Source organism: Thiocystis violascens DSM 198 (genome assembly GCF_000227745.2).
Lineage (GTDB): Bacteria > Pseudomonadota > Gammaproteobacteria > Chromatiales > Chromatiaceae > Chromatium > Chromatium violascens.
This window is the reverse complement of sequence record NC_018012.1, coordinates 1499506-1515927: the sequence shown is the minus strand read 5'-3', so window position 1 is coordinate 1515927 and position 16422 is coordinate 1499506. Positions and strand designations below refer to the sequence as shown.

The following is a 16422-nucleotide window of genomic DNA, read 5'->3' as shown; positions in this document are numbered from 1 at the left end:
CGCGTCCAGTGCGAAATGCTGAGTTTCGAGTGAGTTCGACGCTTGGCGCATTCACGCCCCTTGGTGGGGACGCGGTTTAAAATTTTATATTATTTAATATCTTAAACCGCGCCAGTGCACACGGTCGTCGACTCTGCCAAGGCTGATCCAATCCAAAAACATCGCATACCGCACTGGGCGCGGTTTAAATGGTGATCAGACCGGTGACCAGCGCGTAGACGCCGATCGCCGCCCCGATGCAGATGATGGCGAAGAGGCCGATCTCGATCGTGGTGAAGACCTTGCGGCCCTGCTCGCGTCTGGCAAAGATGAATAACAGCGTGCCGGGCGCGAAGAGGATGCAGGACAGCAGCACATGAGTGAGTCCGCCCGCGACGAGCATGAAGATCGTATAGAGGGTGGCGATGGCGGCCCAGATCAGGTCGCGGGCCAGATCCCTGGATCCGGGCGCATAGGTCTCCCGTGTCAGGGCAAGCTTCAGTGCATAGCCCGCGACCAGCACATAGGGGATCAGCGTCATGGCGCTGGTCATCTCCAGTGCCAGGTTGAATGCCTCCTGCGCGAAGAACGTCGAGATCAGGAATATCTGGACCAGGATATTGGTGAGCCAGAGCGCGGTCGCGGGTACCCCGTTCCTGTTCTCGCGGCCCAGCCATTTCGGCACCAGCTCGCTCCTGGAGGCGGAATACAGGACCTCGGCGGCCAGCAGTGACCAGGCCAGGTAGGCGCCAAGCACCGACACGATGAGTCCGATACTGACGAACCAGGCACCCCAGTCGCCGACGACGAACCTCAGAACCCCTGCCATTGAGGGTTGACGCAGTTCGGCCAATTCGGGCCGCAGCATCACGCCGTAGGGCAGCAGGGTGACCATCACCAGCAGGCAGAGCACGCCGATGAAGCCCATGACGGTCGCCCAGCCCACGTCCTCGCGCTTTCTGGCAAAGCGGGAGTAGACGCTGGCGCCCTCGATTCCGATGAAGACGAAGACCGTGACCAGCATGGTGCCCCGTACCTGATTGAAGATCTCGGCTGCGCTGTAGGCCCCGCCGCCCCAGAAGCTGGCCGCGAACAGATCGGCCTTGAAGGCAAAGACCAGAATGATGATGAACAGGAAAATCGGGAGGATCTTGGCGACGGTCACGACCTGGTTGATGAACGCGGCCTCTTTGATTCCACGCAGAATCATGAAGTGGACCGACCAGAGGATCAGGGAGGAAAAGAAGATGGCACTCGGCGTATTGCCATCGCCGAACATCGGGACGATGGCCCCCAGGGTCGACTTGATGAGTACGAAATAGGTGGTGTTGCCGAGACAGGTGCCGGCCCAGAATCCGAAGGCGGCCGCGAAACCCAGATAGTTGCCGAAGCCTGCCCTGGCATAGGCGTAGATACCGGCATCCAGTTCGGGCTTGCGCACGGCCAGCGACTGGAAGACGAAGGCGAGCATCAGCATGCCGCCCCCGGCGATCAGCCAGGCGATGATGGCGCCGAAGGGCCCGGTTGCACCGCCGAATCGGGCGGGAAGCGAAAAGATGCCGGCTCCCACCATGGATCCGACGACCATGGCGGTCAGGGTCAGGCGGGAGAATGTCTGCTCTGCGGCCATACCTATACTCCTGTGTGCGACAAGAAGGAGGTATCACCCAATGGGTGCGTTAGCCAATGGGTGCGTCAGAATGAAAAGCGGCAATGCAATGATCGTGGCCAGCATGACTGGGCATGCGGTTACTTTGAGCGGCTCACAAATTCAAAGACCCCGGCTCTGCCGTGGGATGGTGACTCGACCGTCCGTGACCGGGCAACGCTATGCCTTGGCAATCGGATGATCCCTCAAGAACACGGCACTCGTCATTTGGATGCGGAGAGTCTACGTATCTTTTGTTCCGATGCAAGATGAACCTAAACCGCGTCCAGAGCGAGAAGCGATGTTTCAGTGATGACGCCCGCCGTGCCACACACGGACCCTGGCGCTGGACGCGGTTTAAAATTTTATATTATTTAATATCTTAAACCGCGCCACTCTGGCAATCGTCGATTTTGCCAAAGCCGACCCAATCCAAAAACATCGCATACCGCTCCGGGCGCTGTTTAGGGTCTCGAAGATGGAGTCATTATGCATTGGACAGATGGCGATGTCGGCGCGATGATCCACTGCATCTTTTCGTGCTCGCACGGTCGATCTTCCGACCCGTTTCAGAGGCGGTCATCAATGAAGGCGGCGGTTGTCTGCTTGGCGATGGTGGTCGCCGGACCAACGGCGGCGCAAAACTCCGGCTGGAGCTTTACGCTCTCGCCCTATGCCTGGGTGCCGGGCATCGCATCGTCGGTCGAGACGGCGTGGGGAAGGCTCGACGTCGACAAAAGCGGTGGCGACGTACTCTCCAAGCTCGACCTGGCCTTCATGGGCGCGTTCGAGGCGCGTCGGGGACGCTGGGGCCTGATCGCCGATCTCTTCTACGCCGATCTCTCGCAACGCCGCGACACCCCGCTCGGCGTGCTGTTTTCGCAGGCACGGATCGCCGCTGAGGCGAAGGCGCTGAGCGTCTATGCCGCCTACCGAATGCATGAAGACAACCAGCTCGCCGTCGATCTGCTGGCTGGCTTGCGAGTCAATTCACTCGATCTGGATGTCTCGCTCTCGCCCGGTCGGCTCTCCGGTCAGCGTTTCGGCGTCGGTGAGACCTGGGTCGATCCGCTGTTCGGCGGCCGCGCGCGTCTGGCGCTCGCCGACCGCTGGTTCGCAACGGCCTTCGCCGACATCGGCGGATTCGATCGCGGCGCCGATCTGACCTGGCAGGTCTTCGCGAGTCTCGGCTACCAGTTCAACGAGCGCTGGTCGGCCCAGGGCGGCTGGCGTCATGTCGCGTTCGAAAAGACGCTCGATGGGCGCACTGTCGAGCTGGATTTCAGCGGCCCGCTGTTCGGCGTCACGGCGCGGTTCTGACATCGAACCGCATCCCGAATCACTGGCGTTATCTGGGCCTCGGCCCTGCCCAAACCGTCAGCGTCGCCGTTGATGTGGCTTGAGCAGGCGATGCGTCAAGCGATTCCGATTGAATCCCTTTCCCTGACCACCAACCCGAGGAACACACCATGAAAGCTCGACCGATTGCCCGAATCGCCTTGCTGATCGCCGCCTCGGCGTTGCCGCTGGGTCTCGCGCTGGGGACTGAAACAACCCCCGCCGCCGCCACCCAGGACCAGACCTTTACCCTGAAGCGGGGCGAAAACCTGTCCGGGATCTGCTCCGGCATTCGGGCCGCGGGCGTCGCGATCTCGACGCCTGATTGCGTCAAGCAAATCCTGTTCGTCAACCGGCAGTGGTTCGATCAGAACTTCGGCTATGTCTGGAAGGATGCCGCCGCCGTCAACCTCGACTCGGCGGTGCGGCTCTGGGCCGGCGTTCCCTATCGGATGCCGGCGGAACTGGTCCAGGCCAATCTTCAGGCGCACAGCGTCGACGACGCGCCAATCGCCGCGGCGGGAGCGCCGGTCACTTTCCTCCATCCGGGACATTTCGATCCCAAGGGCAAGCCGCCATCGCCCTTCACCATTGAGGTGATCAAACAGGCGCGGGAAGCTCTGCCATTCTCCGACACCCGCGATTTCGATGAAAACAATAAGGGCTTGATCGCCCCGATGAAGGATCTTCAAATCATGGCGGATGCCGGTCATGTCGCCTGGGACATGGAGCAATATCAGTTTATCGATCAACAGGGTGACTTCGACAGCATTCATCCCTCGCTGCATCGGATCGCCAAGCTCAACAACAACTACGGTCTCTATGAAGTCGTGCCGGGCTTCTATCAGGTGCGCGGCCTGGATCTGGCCCAAATTTCATTCGTCCGGGGCAAGCGGGGCTGGATCGCGCTGGATCCTCTCGTCAGTGCGGAAACGGCGCGGGCGGGCCTGAAGCTGTTGCAGGAACATATCGGCGAGGGCCGTCCCGTCACGGCTGTGATCTATTCGCATGACCATGCCGACCACTGGGGCGGTGTACGCGGCATTGTCGAGGAGGCGGACGTGCGCGCTGGCAAGGTCGAGATCATTGCCCCCGACGGCTTCATGGAGGCCTTGGTCTCGGAGAACGTCTTTGCCGGGAATGCCATGAACCGCCGACTCTTCTACCAGTACGGCACGCTGCTGCCGCGCAGCCCCTATGGGTATGTCAGTCAGGGGCTCGGCCAGGGTGTCTCGTCCGGTGCCGTGGGCCTGATCGCGCCGACCCGATTCATCACCAAGCCCATCGAGGAGATCACGGTCGATGGCGTCAAGATGGTCTTCCAACTCACGCCCAATACCGAAGCACCGACCGAAATGAATACCTGGTTTCCCGACACCAAGGTGCTCTGGATGGCCGAAAACGTGATGGCCGGGCTGCATAACATCTATACCCTGCGCGGCGCGCCGGTGCGCAACGCGCTGAACTGGTCGAAATATCTGAATCAGTCGCTCCACCTGTTCGGCACCCAGGCCGAGGTCATGTTCGCTGCCCATCATTGGCCGCGCTGGGGCAATGACCGCATTCAGGACGTGCTCCGCGCCCAACGCGATCTCTACGCCAACCTGAACAACCAGGTGCTGCATCTGGCCAATCAGGGCGTGACCATCAACGAGATCCACAATGTCTACGAGCTGCCGAAGAGCTTGCAGCAAAACTGGTACACCCGTGGTTATCACGGCTCGCCTGAACACAACAGCCGGGGCGTCATCCAACGCTTCCTCGGTTTCTGGGATGCCAACCCGGCCACGCTCATCCCGCTCTCGCCCAGCGATTCGGCTCCGCTGTATGTCGAGATGATGGGCGGCGCGGACAAGATTCTGGCCCGTGGCCGGCAACTCATCGACGAGGGTGCCTATCTCTATGCCAACGAGATCCTGAATAAGCTGGTACAGGCCGAACCGCAGAATCAGACCGCGAAGGAACTGCTGGCAGACAGCTTCGAGCAATTTGGCTACCAGCAGGAAAACCCCGGCCTGCGCAACAGCTTCCTGGCCGGTGCCTACGAGCTGCGCAATGGTATCCCGCAGGGCGAGATCGCCCAGACCGCTGGTGCCGATACGATCCGGGCCATGTCCACCGGACTCTGGCTCGACTTTCTCGGCATTCGCATGGACAGCCGCCAGGCCGAGGGGATGCGCTACACGATCAACCTCATCACCCCGGACAACGGCGAGAAATACCTGATCGAGCTGGAGAACGCGACGCTGACCAATATCCAGGGCTTTCAGGCCGACAAGCCCGATCTGACCCTCACCATCAATCGCTCGGATCTGGAGCAGACCATGATGGGTCTGAAGACCCTGCGCGCGCAGGTTGAAGCGGGCACTGCCGAGGCCACGGGCGACATCGATATCCTGGATAAGATCGCCGCGACCATGGTCGATTTTGATCCACGCTTCGAGATCCTGCCCGGCACCAAGGCGAGAGAGGCCGAGGGTGAGCCGGCCGATCCATTCAAGGTCGAAGTTGGCAACCCGATTGCCGAGTAGCTGACGCACGCCGGTCGCAGGGGCGAATTCGACACTGAATTTGCTTCCGCTCGCATCAATCGCACGTCGTGAGTTCCTGACATCATGAAGAACACAGACGGCACTACGGAGTATCCATCATGTCCATGCGCGTTACGTTTCATAGCGCACTCGTCCTGACGACAGTCATCCTGACTGGAAGCGCCGCCGCTCAAGCGCCGGCAAATTTCAGCTATTCCATCTCGCCGCTCCTGCATACCGAGAGCGATCTCGACGGCGGTGGCGAGGCGGGTTTCGCGGGCGTGCTCACCACGTTCGGACGTTTCTGGACGCTCGATCCGCAGTCGTCGCTGGGTGTGCGATTGCACGCCGACTACGAGGACTGGCGCTTCGACCGGGTAGGCGGTTTCGGCGGCGTCGAACCGTGGGGCCAGCTCTACCGGTTCGGTCTGTCCGCTCCATACAGTTACATGACCGATGATGGCTGGCGCTTGAGCGTGACCCCGACGGTCGAATATTCGGGCGAGTCCAGCGCGAACTTCTCCGATGCGCTGGAGTACGGGGCGACGGTCTCGGCGGCGCGTCGCATTCGTCCCGATCTGACCTTGGGATTGGGCGTCGGCGCCTTCGCGCGCATTGAGGAAACCAGCCTGTTCCCCTTTCTGATCGTCGACTGGCGCATCACCGATCGCCTGCGCCTGTCGAATCCCTTTCTGGCCGGTCCGGCGGGACCGGCTGGACTGGAGATGTCCTACGCGCTGAACGCGGGCTGGGAAGCGGGTGTCGGCGCGTCCTATCGTTCTTATCGCCATCGTCTGGACGAGGACGGCCCCTTCGCCGGCGGCGTTGGCGAGAATCGCTACATTCCCGTGTATCTGCGCCTCGGCCGGGATCTGTCGGAGACGTTGAAATTGAGCCTCTATGCGGGGGTGGCGACCAGTGCAACCTTGCGTGTCGAGGACGCCAACGGCAACCGCCTGCATGAAGAGGATCAGGATCCGGCGGCCATGCTGGGCCTGTCCCTGATCGGTCGCTTTTAAGCGGTTGCGCTCCGCTCGGGCGTTGGGAGCCAGCGCACGAAGCCTGGTACATGGGCCTGACCAAGGCGGTGCCGCTGGAGATGCCCCCCGATCGGCGGCGGGCTCAAACGTGCCTTACAACTGCGTCGGATCGGCGGTGAACACGATGGTGAGCCAGCGATCCGGTCCGGCGTCGCCAAGCGCCGCGCCAATTTCGGTGCGCAGGGCGTCAATTCCGGTCACCGGTAGACAGAGGTCGGGTGGCACCAGCACCGAAATCTCGATGAAGCACGCGCGACCCGTCTTGGAAACATAACTGCGATAGTCCAGAAAGCCGTGGCGGCGAATGAAGTCCGACATCGCCGCGCGCACCCGCGCGTCGTCGTCGGGCGGACTGATCATCAGAATCTCGCTGAAGGATTCGCGCGCCTCGCGCAATGGCAACGGCAGCAGAACCAGCGCAATGAGCGCGAGCGCGGCGGGATCGATAAAACGAATCCAGTCCTCGGCCGCGGTCCCGCGCAGCATCAGCGCGGCGGCGAACGCGATCAGCAGCGCGCTCGTCATCAGTGCCGAGAGCAGCCAAGCCTTGACATCCAGCCGCACCAGGCCCGAGTCGAGGCGGTCGGCCTGACGCCTCATCCACCACCAGATCCCAAACGAGATCAGGGTGACCAGCACCGCATAGCCCAGCGCAACGCCGAACTGAGGCTGATAACCGCCCTTGAGGAGACTGTTCACCGCGCTCAGAAAGGCGTAAGCCACCAAGACGATGAGCACCGATGCCTTCAGCGCGATGACCAGGGGCTCCAGGTGCCAGAAGCCATACTGAAAGCGACGATCGTCGCCGCGGATGGCAACCAGTCTGGCGACCTTCAGCGTCAGCCAGGTGATGGCCGCGTCGATCAGGGCAAAAAAACCATCGAAGAGGATCGCGGGCGAACGCGCCCAGAGTCCCGCCAGGACGCCGAGTCCCGCGATGACGAGGGTCGCCACGACGGAAAGCCGCAGTAACCGGGCCTCCAACTCGCTGCGCAACCGCATGACAGATTCAATCCGCATCGTGAATTTGTCTCCAAACCAAGGAAGTCGAACCTTATCACCTGTCTGTTTCCCGAAACCAACCGGAACCGCCGCTCCAAACCTGCGTAGCCAGTCCATCTTGGCCTGGTATTCTAGGGCTGGAAGCCCTGGCGACATAAAATGATCGGTGGTGAGGGAGTCGCACCGAAGCTGCCGCCATGGCGCTGGGGCGAAGTTGCGCGATTCATGGCGCCCGCAGGTCAGCGTGGTCGTCCCTGACCAGCGCCGGCTGCCGGGGATTGACGGCTTTTCCGACTCAGGACCCGGTGGCAACGGCAGCGGTCAGCGCGAGCGCCAGGACCAAAAGAGAGAGACCCGCAAGTGGTCATGGCTTTCTCGTCGCCTTCTCGTGCAAAGGGCGGGGGATGTGCCCGTCATGCAATACGCGACGGATGGCGCAGACCGCAGCTCATCTACTCGATCATGTCTTCCCCCTGTTCGTCAACCTGACCACCGACGAGGGCCAGCGCGCCAACATGGCCATCGCCTTCGGCGGGAACCAACTCGAACGCGGTCACCCGCTCATGGTGTTCTTGAACGACAGGGGGTATTTCTCGGCTCCAGGACCAAGGCCGGCGAGTTCGGCGACCAGCAGAAGGCCCTGGAGGGGCTCATGGCTAATGGGGCCACGGTCATCGACTGTCCGACGCGCCGTTGGCGCTCTAATCCATTTTCCCCAAAGGGGCTCGCTACATCGACCCAACGGGGTTCGATACGCCAGCCTAGGGCAACGCCCTGGGTCATTGATCCCCATCCATTTCAAGCCCTGAAAGGGCGATCCAACCCAGATGACCCTGGATACACTCTGATCATCCTAGGCACGGCTGTATTCGCCTTAGAGGGTGTAGACAAAAATAATTGAGCTGCTATTTGTATACCAGTCTACAACTGAGCTGGTGTGCGCTGATGTCGAAAGCTGGTCGTCCCCCCAAGATTCACGAGGCGGAGCAAGCGGTATTGCGTCAAATTGTCACGGATCGCCCGACCTCCACGCTGTCAGAGATTGCCCGGGAACTCGCGGCACGGACGGGAATCGAGGCTCATGAAGCCACGATTCGCAAGTCCTTGCGGGAGGCGGGCGTCACGCGCCTCCGGGGCGAGAGTGGTCTCGAGGCGCAAGCGCGCGCAACGCCGCGTCGGTATGGGTATACGGATGCGCATCGTCGCCACGACCCCGACCAAAGCTACCCAAGTTGTCTGACCGATGCGGAGTGGGACTTGGTCGCCGCTCTCTTTGAGATGCCGGGCGGGCGGGGTCAACCGCCCCGCGTGTCGCGCCGGAGCATCCTGGAGGCGTGTTGCTACGTGGTGCGCACGGGGTGCGCGTGGCGGATGCTGCCGCACGATTTCGCGCCTTGGCAGAATGTCTACAAGACGTTTCGCCGTTGGAGTGCGGCTGGGAAGTTTGAGCAGATGCATGATCGACTGCGGGGGCAATGGCGCGAACGCGAGGGGCGTGAGATCGCGCCGACGGCGGCGGTGCTGGATGCGCAATCGACCCGCGGCTCGCCGCAGGGTGGACCGAGCGGCTTTGATGCGGGCAAGCAGGTCAAGGGGCGCAAGCGCAGCCTGGTGGTCGATACCTTGGGGTTCGTGTTGGCGGTGAGCGTGGTCGCGGCCAATCTTCAGGACCGCGATGCCGCCTCGGGCGCCGTCGCTGACGCGGCCGCCAAGTACCCCCAGATCAACACGCTGTTTGTCGATAGCGCCTACGCCGGTCAATTTGCCCAAACCACCGAGCAGACCCACGCGATCCGCGTGGAAGTCGTGCGCCATCCAGCCAACAAAAGCGTTGGCTCCTGGCACGTGGACGGGGCGCCTGACCGAGTGGTGATCGCCAACGCCGACGGCTTCGTTCCGCTGCCGAAGCGCTGGGTTGTCGAGCGCACCCATGCGTGGAATGAGCGTGCCCGTCGATTGATCATGCATCATGACCGTCTGCCAGCGGTCTCCGAAACCTGGGTTTGGCTGGCGGAGGCGCGCATCCTGCTGCGGCGGTTGACCACAACGGTTTGATTTTGTCTACACCCTCTTAGGCGCGCATGTGATATTCGGAGCGCGCCATTTTCGTCGAGGCACCGAGTCTTGACCTCGCTCGAATCGCGACTAGATTCCGTTTGTTGATGCCCTACGATGCCATGCGATCCCGTGCGACCATCCTACCCAGAATTGTCGCTCAGGACAGCCAGCGTTCGAGCGGCTCTGGCGCGCCGATCCAGTATCCCTGGGCGAAGTCGATGCCGATCTCGACGATCGCTTCAAGAACCTGATCGTCCTCGACATATTCCGCGATCGTCTGTTTACCCATGATCTTGCCGATGTCGTCGATCGAGCGCACGAAGGCCAGGCTGACCGGGTCGCGGGTGATCTCGCGCACCAGATTGCCGTCGATCTTCAGATAGTCGACCTCCAGATCGCGCAGATAGAGGAAGGACGAATGGCCACTGCCGAAGTCGTCCAGGGCAAACTTGCAGCCGATGTCTTTCAAGACGCGGATGAAATGCTTGGCCGCGTCGATGTCCGAGATGGCGGCGGTCTCGGTGATCTCGAAACAGATCCGGCCAGGTGACAACCCGGTGGCGGCAAATTGCTCGGTGATGAAGTCCAGCAGACGGTGATCGTCGATGGAATGTCCCGACAGGTTTACCGTGAACACGGTCCGCTCCAGGCTGGCGCCTGTCGTGGCACTCAGCAGACGAAAGGTTTCGCGGACGACCCAGCGATCCAGCTTGACCGAGAGCCCATAGCGTTCCGCGAGCGGGAGGAACACGCCGGCGCCATGAAGGTTTCCGTGTTGATCGTGCATCCGCAGCAGGACTTCATAGAGGACAGCCTCGGTCGCCGCATCCTTCGCGCCCGAGGACGCGGGCGCGATGGGTTGCGCGAACAGGCGCAGACGGTTTTCTTTGAGGGCGCCGGTCAGATGGTTGAGCATCCGGCCATCGTCCTTGAGGCGTCGTTGCCGGTTGAGGGCCTTGCTGTAGACCTGAATCGCGCCTCCGCCCTGATGTCGCGCGACCCGGCAGGCATCGCGTGCCTGCCGCAGCGCGAGGCTGCCCGAACGCCATCCGCTCCCGATGGCGGCGAGCCCGATGCTGATGCTGATGTCGAAGGGCTGACCGGCATGCGACATCCGTTGCGCGTCCACGGTATGAATCAGACGTTGCGCCATGGCCACGGCTTCTTCCAGGGTGTGCAGATCGACGACGACACCGAATTCGTCGCCGCCCAGCCGGCCCAGCGCGATCTCGTGTCCCGCGTGACGACGCAGGATATCGGCGATGATCCGAATCACCCGATCGGCGGCCTGATCGCCGCCGTAGTCGCGGATCAGACGAAAGCGATCGATGTCCAGATAGATCAGATACATCGGCTGTCTCGGGGGCTGTCCGCCGTCGAGCAGATCTTGCAGTCTCGCTTCGAAGGCGGACCGATCCAACAGCCCGGTCAGGGGATCGAGCGTACGTTCGCCTGGATCCGCCAGCGGGTCGGCGATCGCGGGCGCGACTGGCGTTGCGTCATCCGCTTCGACGGCCCCAGGGTTTGTGCCTGGATTGATCGACTGCGGCATCGGCTCGAACGCGGCGGTCCCCAGAATGCCGCGCTGGCCCAGGGCGAGTGACAGCACGTCGCAATGGAGCCCGAGCAGATTCTCGTGCCATTGCTGGAAGCGGAACGGTTCGCGGCTCCAAACCGCCAAGGCGCCCATCCCAAAGGCCGTGGTGGCGACCGGCAGGACGATCAGACTCCCGCGCAGCGCGCTCGCTCGCGTGGTCAGATCGGGCTCGTGATGGGCGCAACCCGTGCGCATCACGGTGGCCGCGATCTCCGCGCCGGCTTCCATGAGGGGCCGGGACAGCCCGGAGGCAGCCACTGGCGAAAGTCCATGGGATCCCCCCGGTTGGTCTCGATCCTCGGGCAGGCCATGCGCCTGGCGATCCAGGTAGATGGCGCAACCATCGAATTCGCGATGCTCAATGAGAGGGTGTAGACAAAATCAAACCGTTGTGGTCAACCGCCGCAGCAGGATGCGCGCCTCCGCCAGCCAAACCCAGGTTTCGGAGACCGCTGGCAGACGGTCATGATGCATGATCAATCGACGGGCACGCTCATTCCACGCATGGGTGCGCTCGACAACCCAGCGCTTCGGCAGCGGAACGAAGCCGTCGGCGTTGGCGATCACCACTCGGTCAGGCGCCCCGTCCACGTGCCAGGAGCCAACGCTTTTGTTGGCTGGATGGCGCACGACTTCCACGCGGATCGCGTGGGTCTGCTCGGTGGTTTGGGCAAATTGACCGGCGTAGGCGCTATCGACAAACAGCGTGTTGATCTGGGGGTACTTGGCGGCCGCGTCAGCGACGGCGCCCGAGGCGGCATCGCGGTCCTGAAGATTGGCCGCGACCACGCTCACCGCCAACACGAACCCCAAGGTATCGACCACCAGGCTGCGCTTGCGCCCCTTGACCTGCTTGCCCGCATCAAAGCCGCTCGGTCCACCCTGCGGCGAGCCGCGGGTCGATTGCGCATCCAGCACCGCCGCCGTCGGCGCGATCTCACGCCCCTCGCGTTCGCGCCATTGCCCCCGCAGTCGATCATGCATCTGCTCAAACTTCCCAGCCGCACTCCAACGGCGAAACGTCTTGTAGACATTCTGCCAAGGCGCGAAATCGTGCGGCAGCATCCGCCACGCGCACCCCGTGCGCACCACGTAGCAACACGCCTCCAGGATGCTCCGGCGCGACACGCGGGGCGGTTGACCCCGCCCGCCCGGCATCTCAAAGAGAGCGGCGACCAAGTCCCACTCCGCATCGGTCAGACAACTTGGGTAGCTTTGGTCGGGGTCGTGGCGACGATGCGCATCCGTATACCCATACCGACGCGGCGTTGCGCGCGCTTGCGCCTCGAGACCACTCTCGCCCCGGAGGCGCGTGACGCCCGCCTCCCGCAAGGACTTGCGAATCGTTGCTTCATGAGCCTCGATTCCCGTCCGTGCCGCGAGTTCCCGGGCAATCTCTGACAGCGTGGAGGTCGGGCGATCCGTGACAATTTGACGCAATACCGCTTGCTCCGCCTCGTGAATCTTGGGGGGACGACCAGCTTTCGACATCAGCGCACACCAGCTCAGTTGTAGACTGGTATACAAATAGCAGCTCAATTATTTTTGTCTACACCCTCTGAGTGCGTCCACGGCCTTTTGCGTCGCGCTCGCATTCAATCCGCCGACCGCCGCCGCAAGCAGTTCTCGCAGCGAACCAAGCGATTCGATCAGGAACAGGACACCCGAATCCTGGCGGGGCGAGTTGTCAGAATCGCTCATGACAGGCGGCTCCCGAGCACCGCGGCCAGCCGCTCGATGTTGTCGACCTGCTCGCGCCAATGCGCGACAGCGCGCTCCCAGTGCATCGGAGCGATGCCAAGCGCGTCGAGCAACTTGGCCCGCGAATCGACGTCATCGGTCCGCTGCTCGCCGTGAGTCTGCTCCGCGCTGGCGCCATCGGCGACGTTGATCAGGATGATCAAGGGCCAATGCGGGCCTCGGTAAAGGGCGTCTCGATGATGGCGCATGGCCGCGCCGATCGCGGGCGGAAGATGCCAGGCGACGGCAATCTCGCCGCCCGCGTCCGCGTGATCCAGCCCAAGCAGCGCGCGCTCGATCCCGGCGAGCGATTGGGCGGGATCCGCCTCGGCTTGCTCGAAAACGTGGTCCATTCCCTCCGGCGCGACATGGACCAGCGCGAGCAGCCCGAGATTGTGCAGCAGTCCGGCGAGATAGGCCTCGGAGGGATTGGGCGCCTCATTCACGGCGATCTTGGGTGCCAGGATTTGGGCCAGGGTCGCCGACAGCATGGCGTGCCGCCAGTAGCGCATCGGATCGAAGCGTGCACTGTGTTGCACACGGAAGGACTGACTCAGAATCAGCGACAGCGAGAGATCGCGGACCAGATCCAGGCCGAGCAGGCGTATGATCGCGTCCGAAAGATGCCGGGGAGGCGTGGGACTCCGGAAAAAGGGCGAGCCGGCGGCACCCATGATCCGCGCCGCCAAGGAGGGGGTCTGCTCAATCAGTTCGACCAAGCGCAGGATATTCAGCGCCGGATCGGACAAGAGGCGCAGCAACTCATGCGAACGGCGGGGCAGCGGCGGAAGCGCGATCAACCCCCGGATGCTCGAATGAGTCGAGTTGTTATCCTTTGAACCGTGAACGCTTGGTGACGAATCCTTGTGACGATCGTTCATTGCCGCCTCGCATCGGTGGTCGAAATCGGGAGATGGCGTCATCAATAGCAGGCGCTGCAAGCCGCCGCCTGATGCCCACCTGATGCTTTGCTGATGGTTTTCTAATGGTTTTTTCTAATTCCATTACAGTTGGTTAGGGATACTCCCGTGCAGACGACCAGAACTGTTCAAGAGCGCCGAATCGGCCCATGGCGCCTGATTCCGGCGCGGAACGCACTCCAGCGCGAGGATCGGGAGATTCGACTGGAGCCACGTCATGTGGATCTGTTGCTCTTTCTGTCTGAACGGCGGGGGGAGGTGGTCGGAACGGACGAGATCATCGCCAGCGTCTGGAACGGACAGGTCGTCGGCGATCAGTCCGTCTATCAGGCCATCGCCAAGTTGAGAAAGGCGCTTGGCGACGATGCCGCCAACGCAACCTACATCGAGACGGTGTCGAAACGCGGCTATCGCCTGATCGCCGAGGTGGATGCTCCGGCGAGCGCGCCTCCCTCCGATCTATCGCCATCGCCTCCCCGACGTCGCTGGGACGACTTGGGCATCAGGCCAGATCGTCGGAGGAACGGCTCCAGGCTGGGAAAGCGCCGAGGCTGGGCGATCCTGGCGGCAGCGTTCCTTCTGACGACCGTGCTCGGCTCCTGGTTCGCGGTCGATGAATCGGAAACCGATCCGGTCGCCCGTTATCGAACCCTGGTTGTTTTGCCCTTCGCGAGTCTGTCGCCCGACGCCTCGGCGGACCATATCGCCTCCGGTTTCGCGATCGAGCTGGCCAACGTACTGGGGCGCTCGAATGACCTGCGGGTCGTGGGGCCGGTGTCCTCGACGTTGGTCAGCGAGGCGCGGATCGAACTGGCCGAGGTCGGCCGCCGTCTGGCGGCGAATGCCGTCGTCAGCGGCAGCGTGCGGCAGTCGGACGGACATTTGCGGATCTCCGCGACCCTGACCGATGCCGCGACGGGGTTTCAGCTCTGGACCCACATCTTCGACCGCGAGGATGGCGATATCCTCGCCGTTCAAAGCAGCATCGCCGAGGAGATCGCCGACGCGCTGAACCGCACGCTCGATCTTGGCCCCAAGCCCACGGGGGGCGAGGCCAAGCCGGAACGCACGCGCGCCTATGACCTCTATCTGCTCGGGCGTTATTACCGCGCCGCGCGCTCGCCGAGCACGCTTGCGCGGGCGCTCGATGATTTCCGCCAAGCCCTGGCCCTCGACCCCGGTCTCGCGGCAGCGCGTCGCGAGATGGCGGCGACCTATCTGCTGCTCTCCTTTTACGGCGATCTGCCGCTGGCGGAGGCGCTCAAGCAATCCGAACCGCTGCTCGCGGACTGCCTGCGCGAGCAGCCCGATCACGCCGAGGTCATTGGGGTCATCGGGCTGTCTCACTATCTGCGCGGCGCCTATGGTCTGGCCGAGGACTATCTGGCCCGCGCCGTCGGCGGGCAACCCAACTATGTCGAGGGATGGATGTGGCTCGGCCTGGCGCGGATGCAGCAAGGTCGGCTTCCGGATGCCACCGCGGCCTTCGCGAAGGCTCGCAGCCTGGAGCCGCTGATGGTGACGGCCGTCGGCAACCATGCCAGCGCACTGGCCTGGGCGGGCGACGCGGCGGCGGGTCGCAAGATGCTGCGCGATCTGGCGACAACGGTCGTCGATCAAGCCCCCTTATTCCATTTCCTGTCGGGTCTCGCGTTGGATGCCGGCGACCTGGTCGACGCCCATCATTGGGCCGTCCAGGCACTCGCGATTGCTCCCGATGACACTGTCTCCAAGGTCAACATAGCCATGGTGCTCGGTTTTCTGGGCCAGCGCGAGGCGGCGGCGACCTTGGTGGCCGAGGTCTGGAGCCGACAACAGCCCGGTCGAGCTGTGCAGCGATACCTCGATCGGCTCGGGATCGCCGCGCCGAGTCTACTGCCCGCGGATCCCGATGGCCGCTATCTCTCCCGGCTGCGTGAACAGCCCGATCTGCCTGAAATCGATTGGCGTCTCGCGAACGCGCGCACCGGACTGGCGCACTATGTCGCGGGCGATCACGCGACCGCGCGCGAACGTCTCGGCCGCGCCCTCGAAGGTCGCGACTATCCCATCGAACGCACGGATTACGATCTCTTTCTCTGCACCACGCTGGTGGATGCCAGCCGACGCGCGGGCGATAGCGCCACCTCCGCGCGCTGGCTCGATCGCTGCGACAGCGAGTTGCAAGAGGCCAGGCAGCAGGGCTGGATGACCCTGCCATTGGGTTACGCCGAGGCACGACTTGCCATGCTGCATCAGTCGCCGGCCAAGGCACTCGAACAGCTTGAGGCGCTGGCGGCTCGGGGTTTCAGGAACTTGACGCTGCTGCGGATCGATCCAATTTTCGAAACCCTTCGCGATGAGCCTGTGTTCAGGGGGATTATCCGCCGGATCGATGCCTTGATTGAACAGGCCTGGGCGGACCTCCAGCCGGCCAAAAACACCGAGCCTTCTCCGATCGCGTCGCGACCGCCCCCAACGCCCCCTAAGGCCGTGTTCAATCCAGCCGTCCCAAAGTCTTTGCCGGGGACGCCATGAAACGCCGACTCTTCCACTCGTCCAGCTCACGCCGAACACCGAAGCTCCGATG

General features: G+C 62.9%; 11 protein-coding genes and 1 pseudogene. 6 read left to right on the top strand and 6 right to left on the bottom strand.

Features of this window, described 5'->3' with window-relative positions:
* Positions 1–184: 184 nt before the first annotated feature.
* Complete coding sequence (locus THIVI_RS06740) at positions 185–1609, bottom strand: basic amino acid/polyamine antiporter (RefSeq protein WP_014777874.1); 1425 nt, start codon at positions 1607–1609, stop codon at positions 185–187.
* A 603-nt stretch (positions 1610–2212) separates the two neighbouring features.
* Here THIVI_RS06740 and THIVI_RS06735 point away from each other — a divergent pair.
* The 3 genes from THIVI_RS06735 to THIVI_RS06725 all read left to right on the top strand — a co-directional run bounded on the left by THIVI_RS06735 (position 2213) and on the right by THIVI_RS06725 (position 6515).
* Complete coding sequence (locus THIVI_RS06735) at positions 2213–2947, top strand: hypothetical protein (protein ID WP_014777872.1); 735 nt, start codon at positions 2213–2215, stop codon at positions 2945–2947.
* Positions 2948–3096: 149 nt separating this feature from the next.
* The gene (locus tag THIVI_RS06730; RefSeq protein ID WP_014777871.1) at positions 3097–5496 is read left to right on the top strand and encodes an alkyl/aryl-sulfatase; all 2400 of its coding nucleotides are present in this window, start codon (positions 3097–3099) and stop codon (positions 5494–5496) included.
* 119 nt (positions 5497–5615) lie between these two features.
* On the top strand, positions 5616–6515 hold the full coding sequence (locus THIVI_RS06725; protein ID WP_014777870.1) for a DUF6268 family outer membrane beta-barrel protein: 900 nt from the start codon (positions 5616–5618) through the stop codon (positions 6513–6515).
* A gap of 114 nt (positions 6516–6629) precedes the next feature.
* Here THIVI_RS06725 and THIVI_RS06720 read toward each other — a convergent pair whose 3' ends face one another.
* Positions 6630–7556 carry a cation diffusion facilitator family transporter gene (locus tag THIVI_RS06720; protein ID WP_014777869.1) on the bottom strand — a complete coding sequence of 309 codons (927 nt, stop codon included), beginning with the start codon at positions 7554–7556 and terminating at the stop codon, positions 6630–6632.
* Positions 7557–7900: 344 nt separating this feature from the next.
* Between THIVI_RS06720 and THIVI_RS25060 the strand changes: the two are divergent.
* A pseudogene (locus THIVI_RS25060) lies at positions 7901–8011 on the top strand (transposase zinc-binding domain-containing protein); the annotation flags it as partial.
* Between the two features lie 472 nt (positions 8012–8483).
* Entirely contained in the window at positions 8484–9593 is a 1110-nt protein-coding gene (locus THIVI_RS06715; RefSeq protein WP_041447215.1) for an IS5 family transposase, read from the top strand.
* Between the two features lie 160 nt (positions 9594–9753).
* Here the strand turns inward: THIVI_RS06715 and THIVI_RS06710 are convergent, their stop codons facing one another.
* The 4 genes from THIVI_RS06710 to THIVI_RS06700 all read right to left on the bottom strand — a co-directional run bounded on the left by THIVI_RS06710 (position 9754) and on the right by THIVI_RS06700 (position 13733).
* Entirely contained in the window at positions 9754–11451 is a 1698-nt protein-coding gene (locus THIVI_RS06710) for a putative bifunctional diguanylate cyclase/phosphodiesterase (RefSeq protein WP_157174383.1), read from the bottom strand.
* A 123-nt stretch (positions 11452–11574) separates the two neighbouring features.
* Positions 11575–12684 carry an IS5 family transposase gene (locus THIVI_RS06705; protein ID WP_041447215.1) on the bottom strand — a complete coding sequence of 370 codons (1110 nt, stop codon included), beginning with the start codon at positions 12682–12684 and terminating at the stop codon, positions 11575–11577.
* Between the two features lie 48 nt (positions 12685–12732).
* Positions 12733–12894, bottom strand: a complete 162-nt coding sequence (locus THIVI_RS24515) for a hypothetical protein (protein ID WP_014777866.1) — start codon at positions 12892–12894, stop codon at positions 12733–12735.
* Positions 12891–13733: an HDOD domain-containing protein gene (locus THIVI_RS06700; RefSeq protein WP_052314971.1), complete on the bottom strand. Its 843-nt coding sequence runs from the start codon at positions 13731–13733 to the stop codon at positions 12891–12893. Before THIVI_RS06700 ends, THIVI_RS24515 begins: the two co-directional genes overlap by 4 nt.
* Positions 13734–13961: 228 nt before the next feature.
* On the opposite strand from THIVI_RS06700, the gene THIVI_RS06695 reads away from it, so the two are divergent.
* Positions 13962–16370: a winged helix-turn-helix domain-containing protein gene (locus THIVI_RS06695; RefSeq protein ID WP_014777864.1), complete on the top strand. Its 2409-nt coding sequence runs from the start codon at positions 13962–13964 to the stop codon at positions 16368–16370.
* Positions 16371–16422: the final 52 nt, after the last annotated feature.

Excerpts from the sequence above, each read along its gene's own strand:
- THIVI_RS06740 (WP_014777874.1), bottom strand. The coding sequence starts at position 1,609 with ATGGCCGCAGAGCAGACATTCTCCCGCCTGACCCTGACCGCCATGGTC.
- THIVI_RS06735 (WP_014777872.1), top strand. The coding sequence starts at position 2,213 with ATGAAGGCGGCGGTTGTCTGCTTGGCGATGGTGGTCGCCGGACCAACG.
- THIVI_RS06730 (WP_014777871.1), top strand. The coding sequence starts at position 3,097 with ATGAAAGCTCGACCGATTGCCCGAATCGCCTTGCTGATCGCCGCCTCG.
- THIVI_RS06725 (WP_014777870.1), top strand. The coding sequence starts at position 5,616 with ATGTCCATGCGCGTTACGTTTCATAGCGCACTCGTCCTGACGACAGTC.
- THIVI_RS06720 (WP_014777869.1), bottom strand. The coding sequence starts at position 7,556 with ATGCGGATTGAATCTGTCATGCGGTTGCGCAGCGAGTTGGAGGCCCGG.
- THIVI_RS06715 (WP_041447215.1), top strand. The coding sequence starts at position 8,484 with ATGTCGAAAGCTGGTCGTCCCCCCAAGATTCACGAGGCGGAGCAAGCG.
- THIVI_RS06705 (WP_041447215.1), bottom strand. The coding sequence starts at position 12,684 with ATGTCGAAAGCTGGTCGTCCCCCCAAGATTCACGAGGCGGAGCAAGCG.
- THIVI_RS24515 (WP_014777866.1), bottom strand. The coding sequence starts at position 12,894 with ATGAGCGATTCTGACAACTCGCCCCGCCAGGATTCGGGTGTCCTGTTC.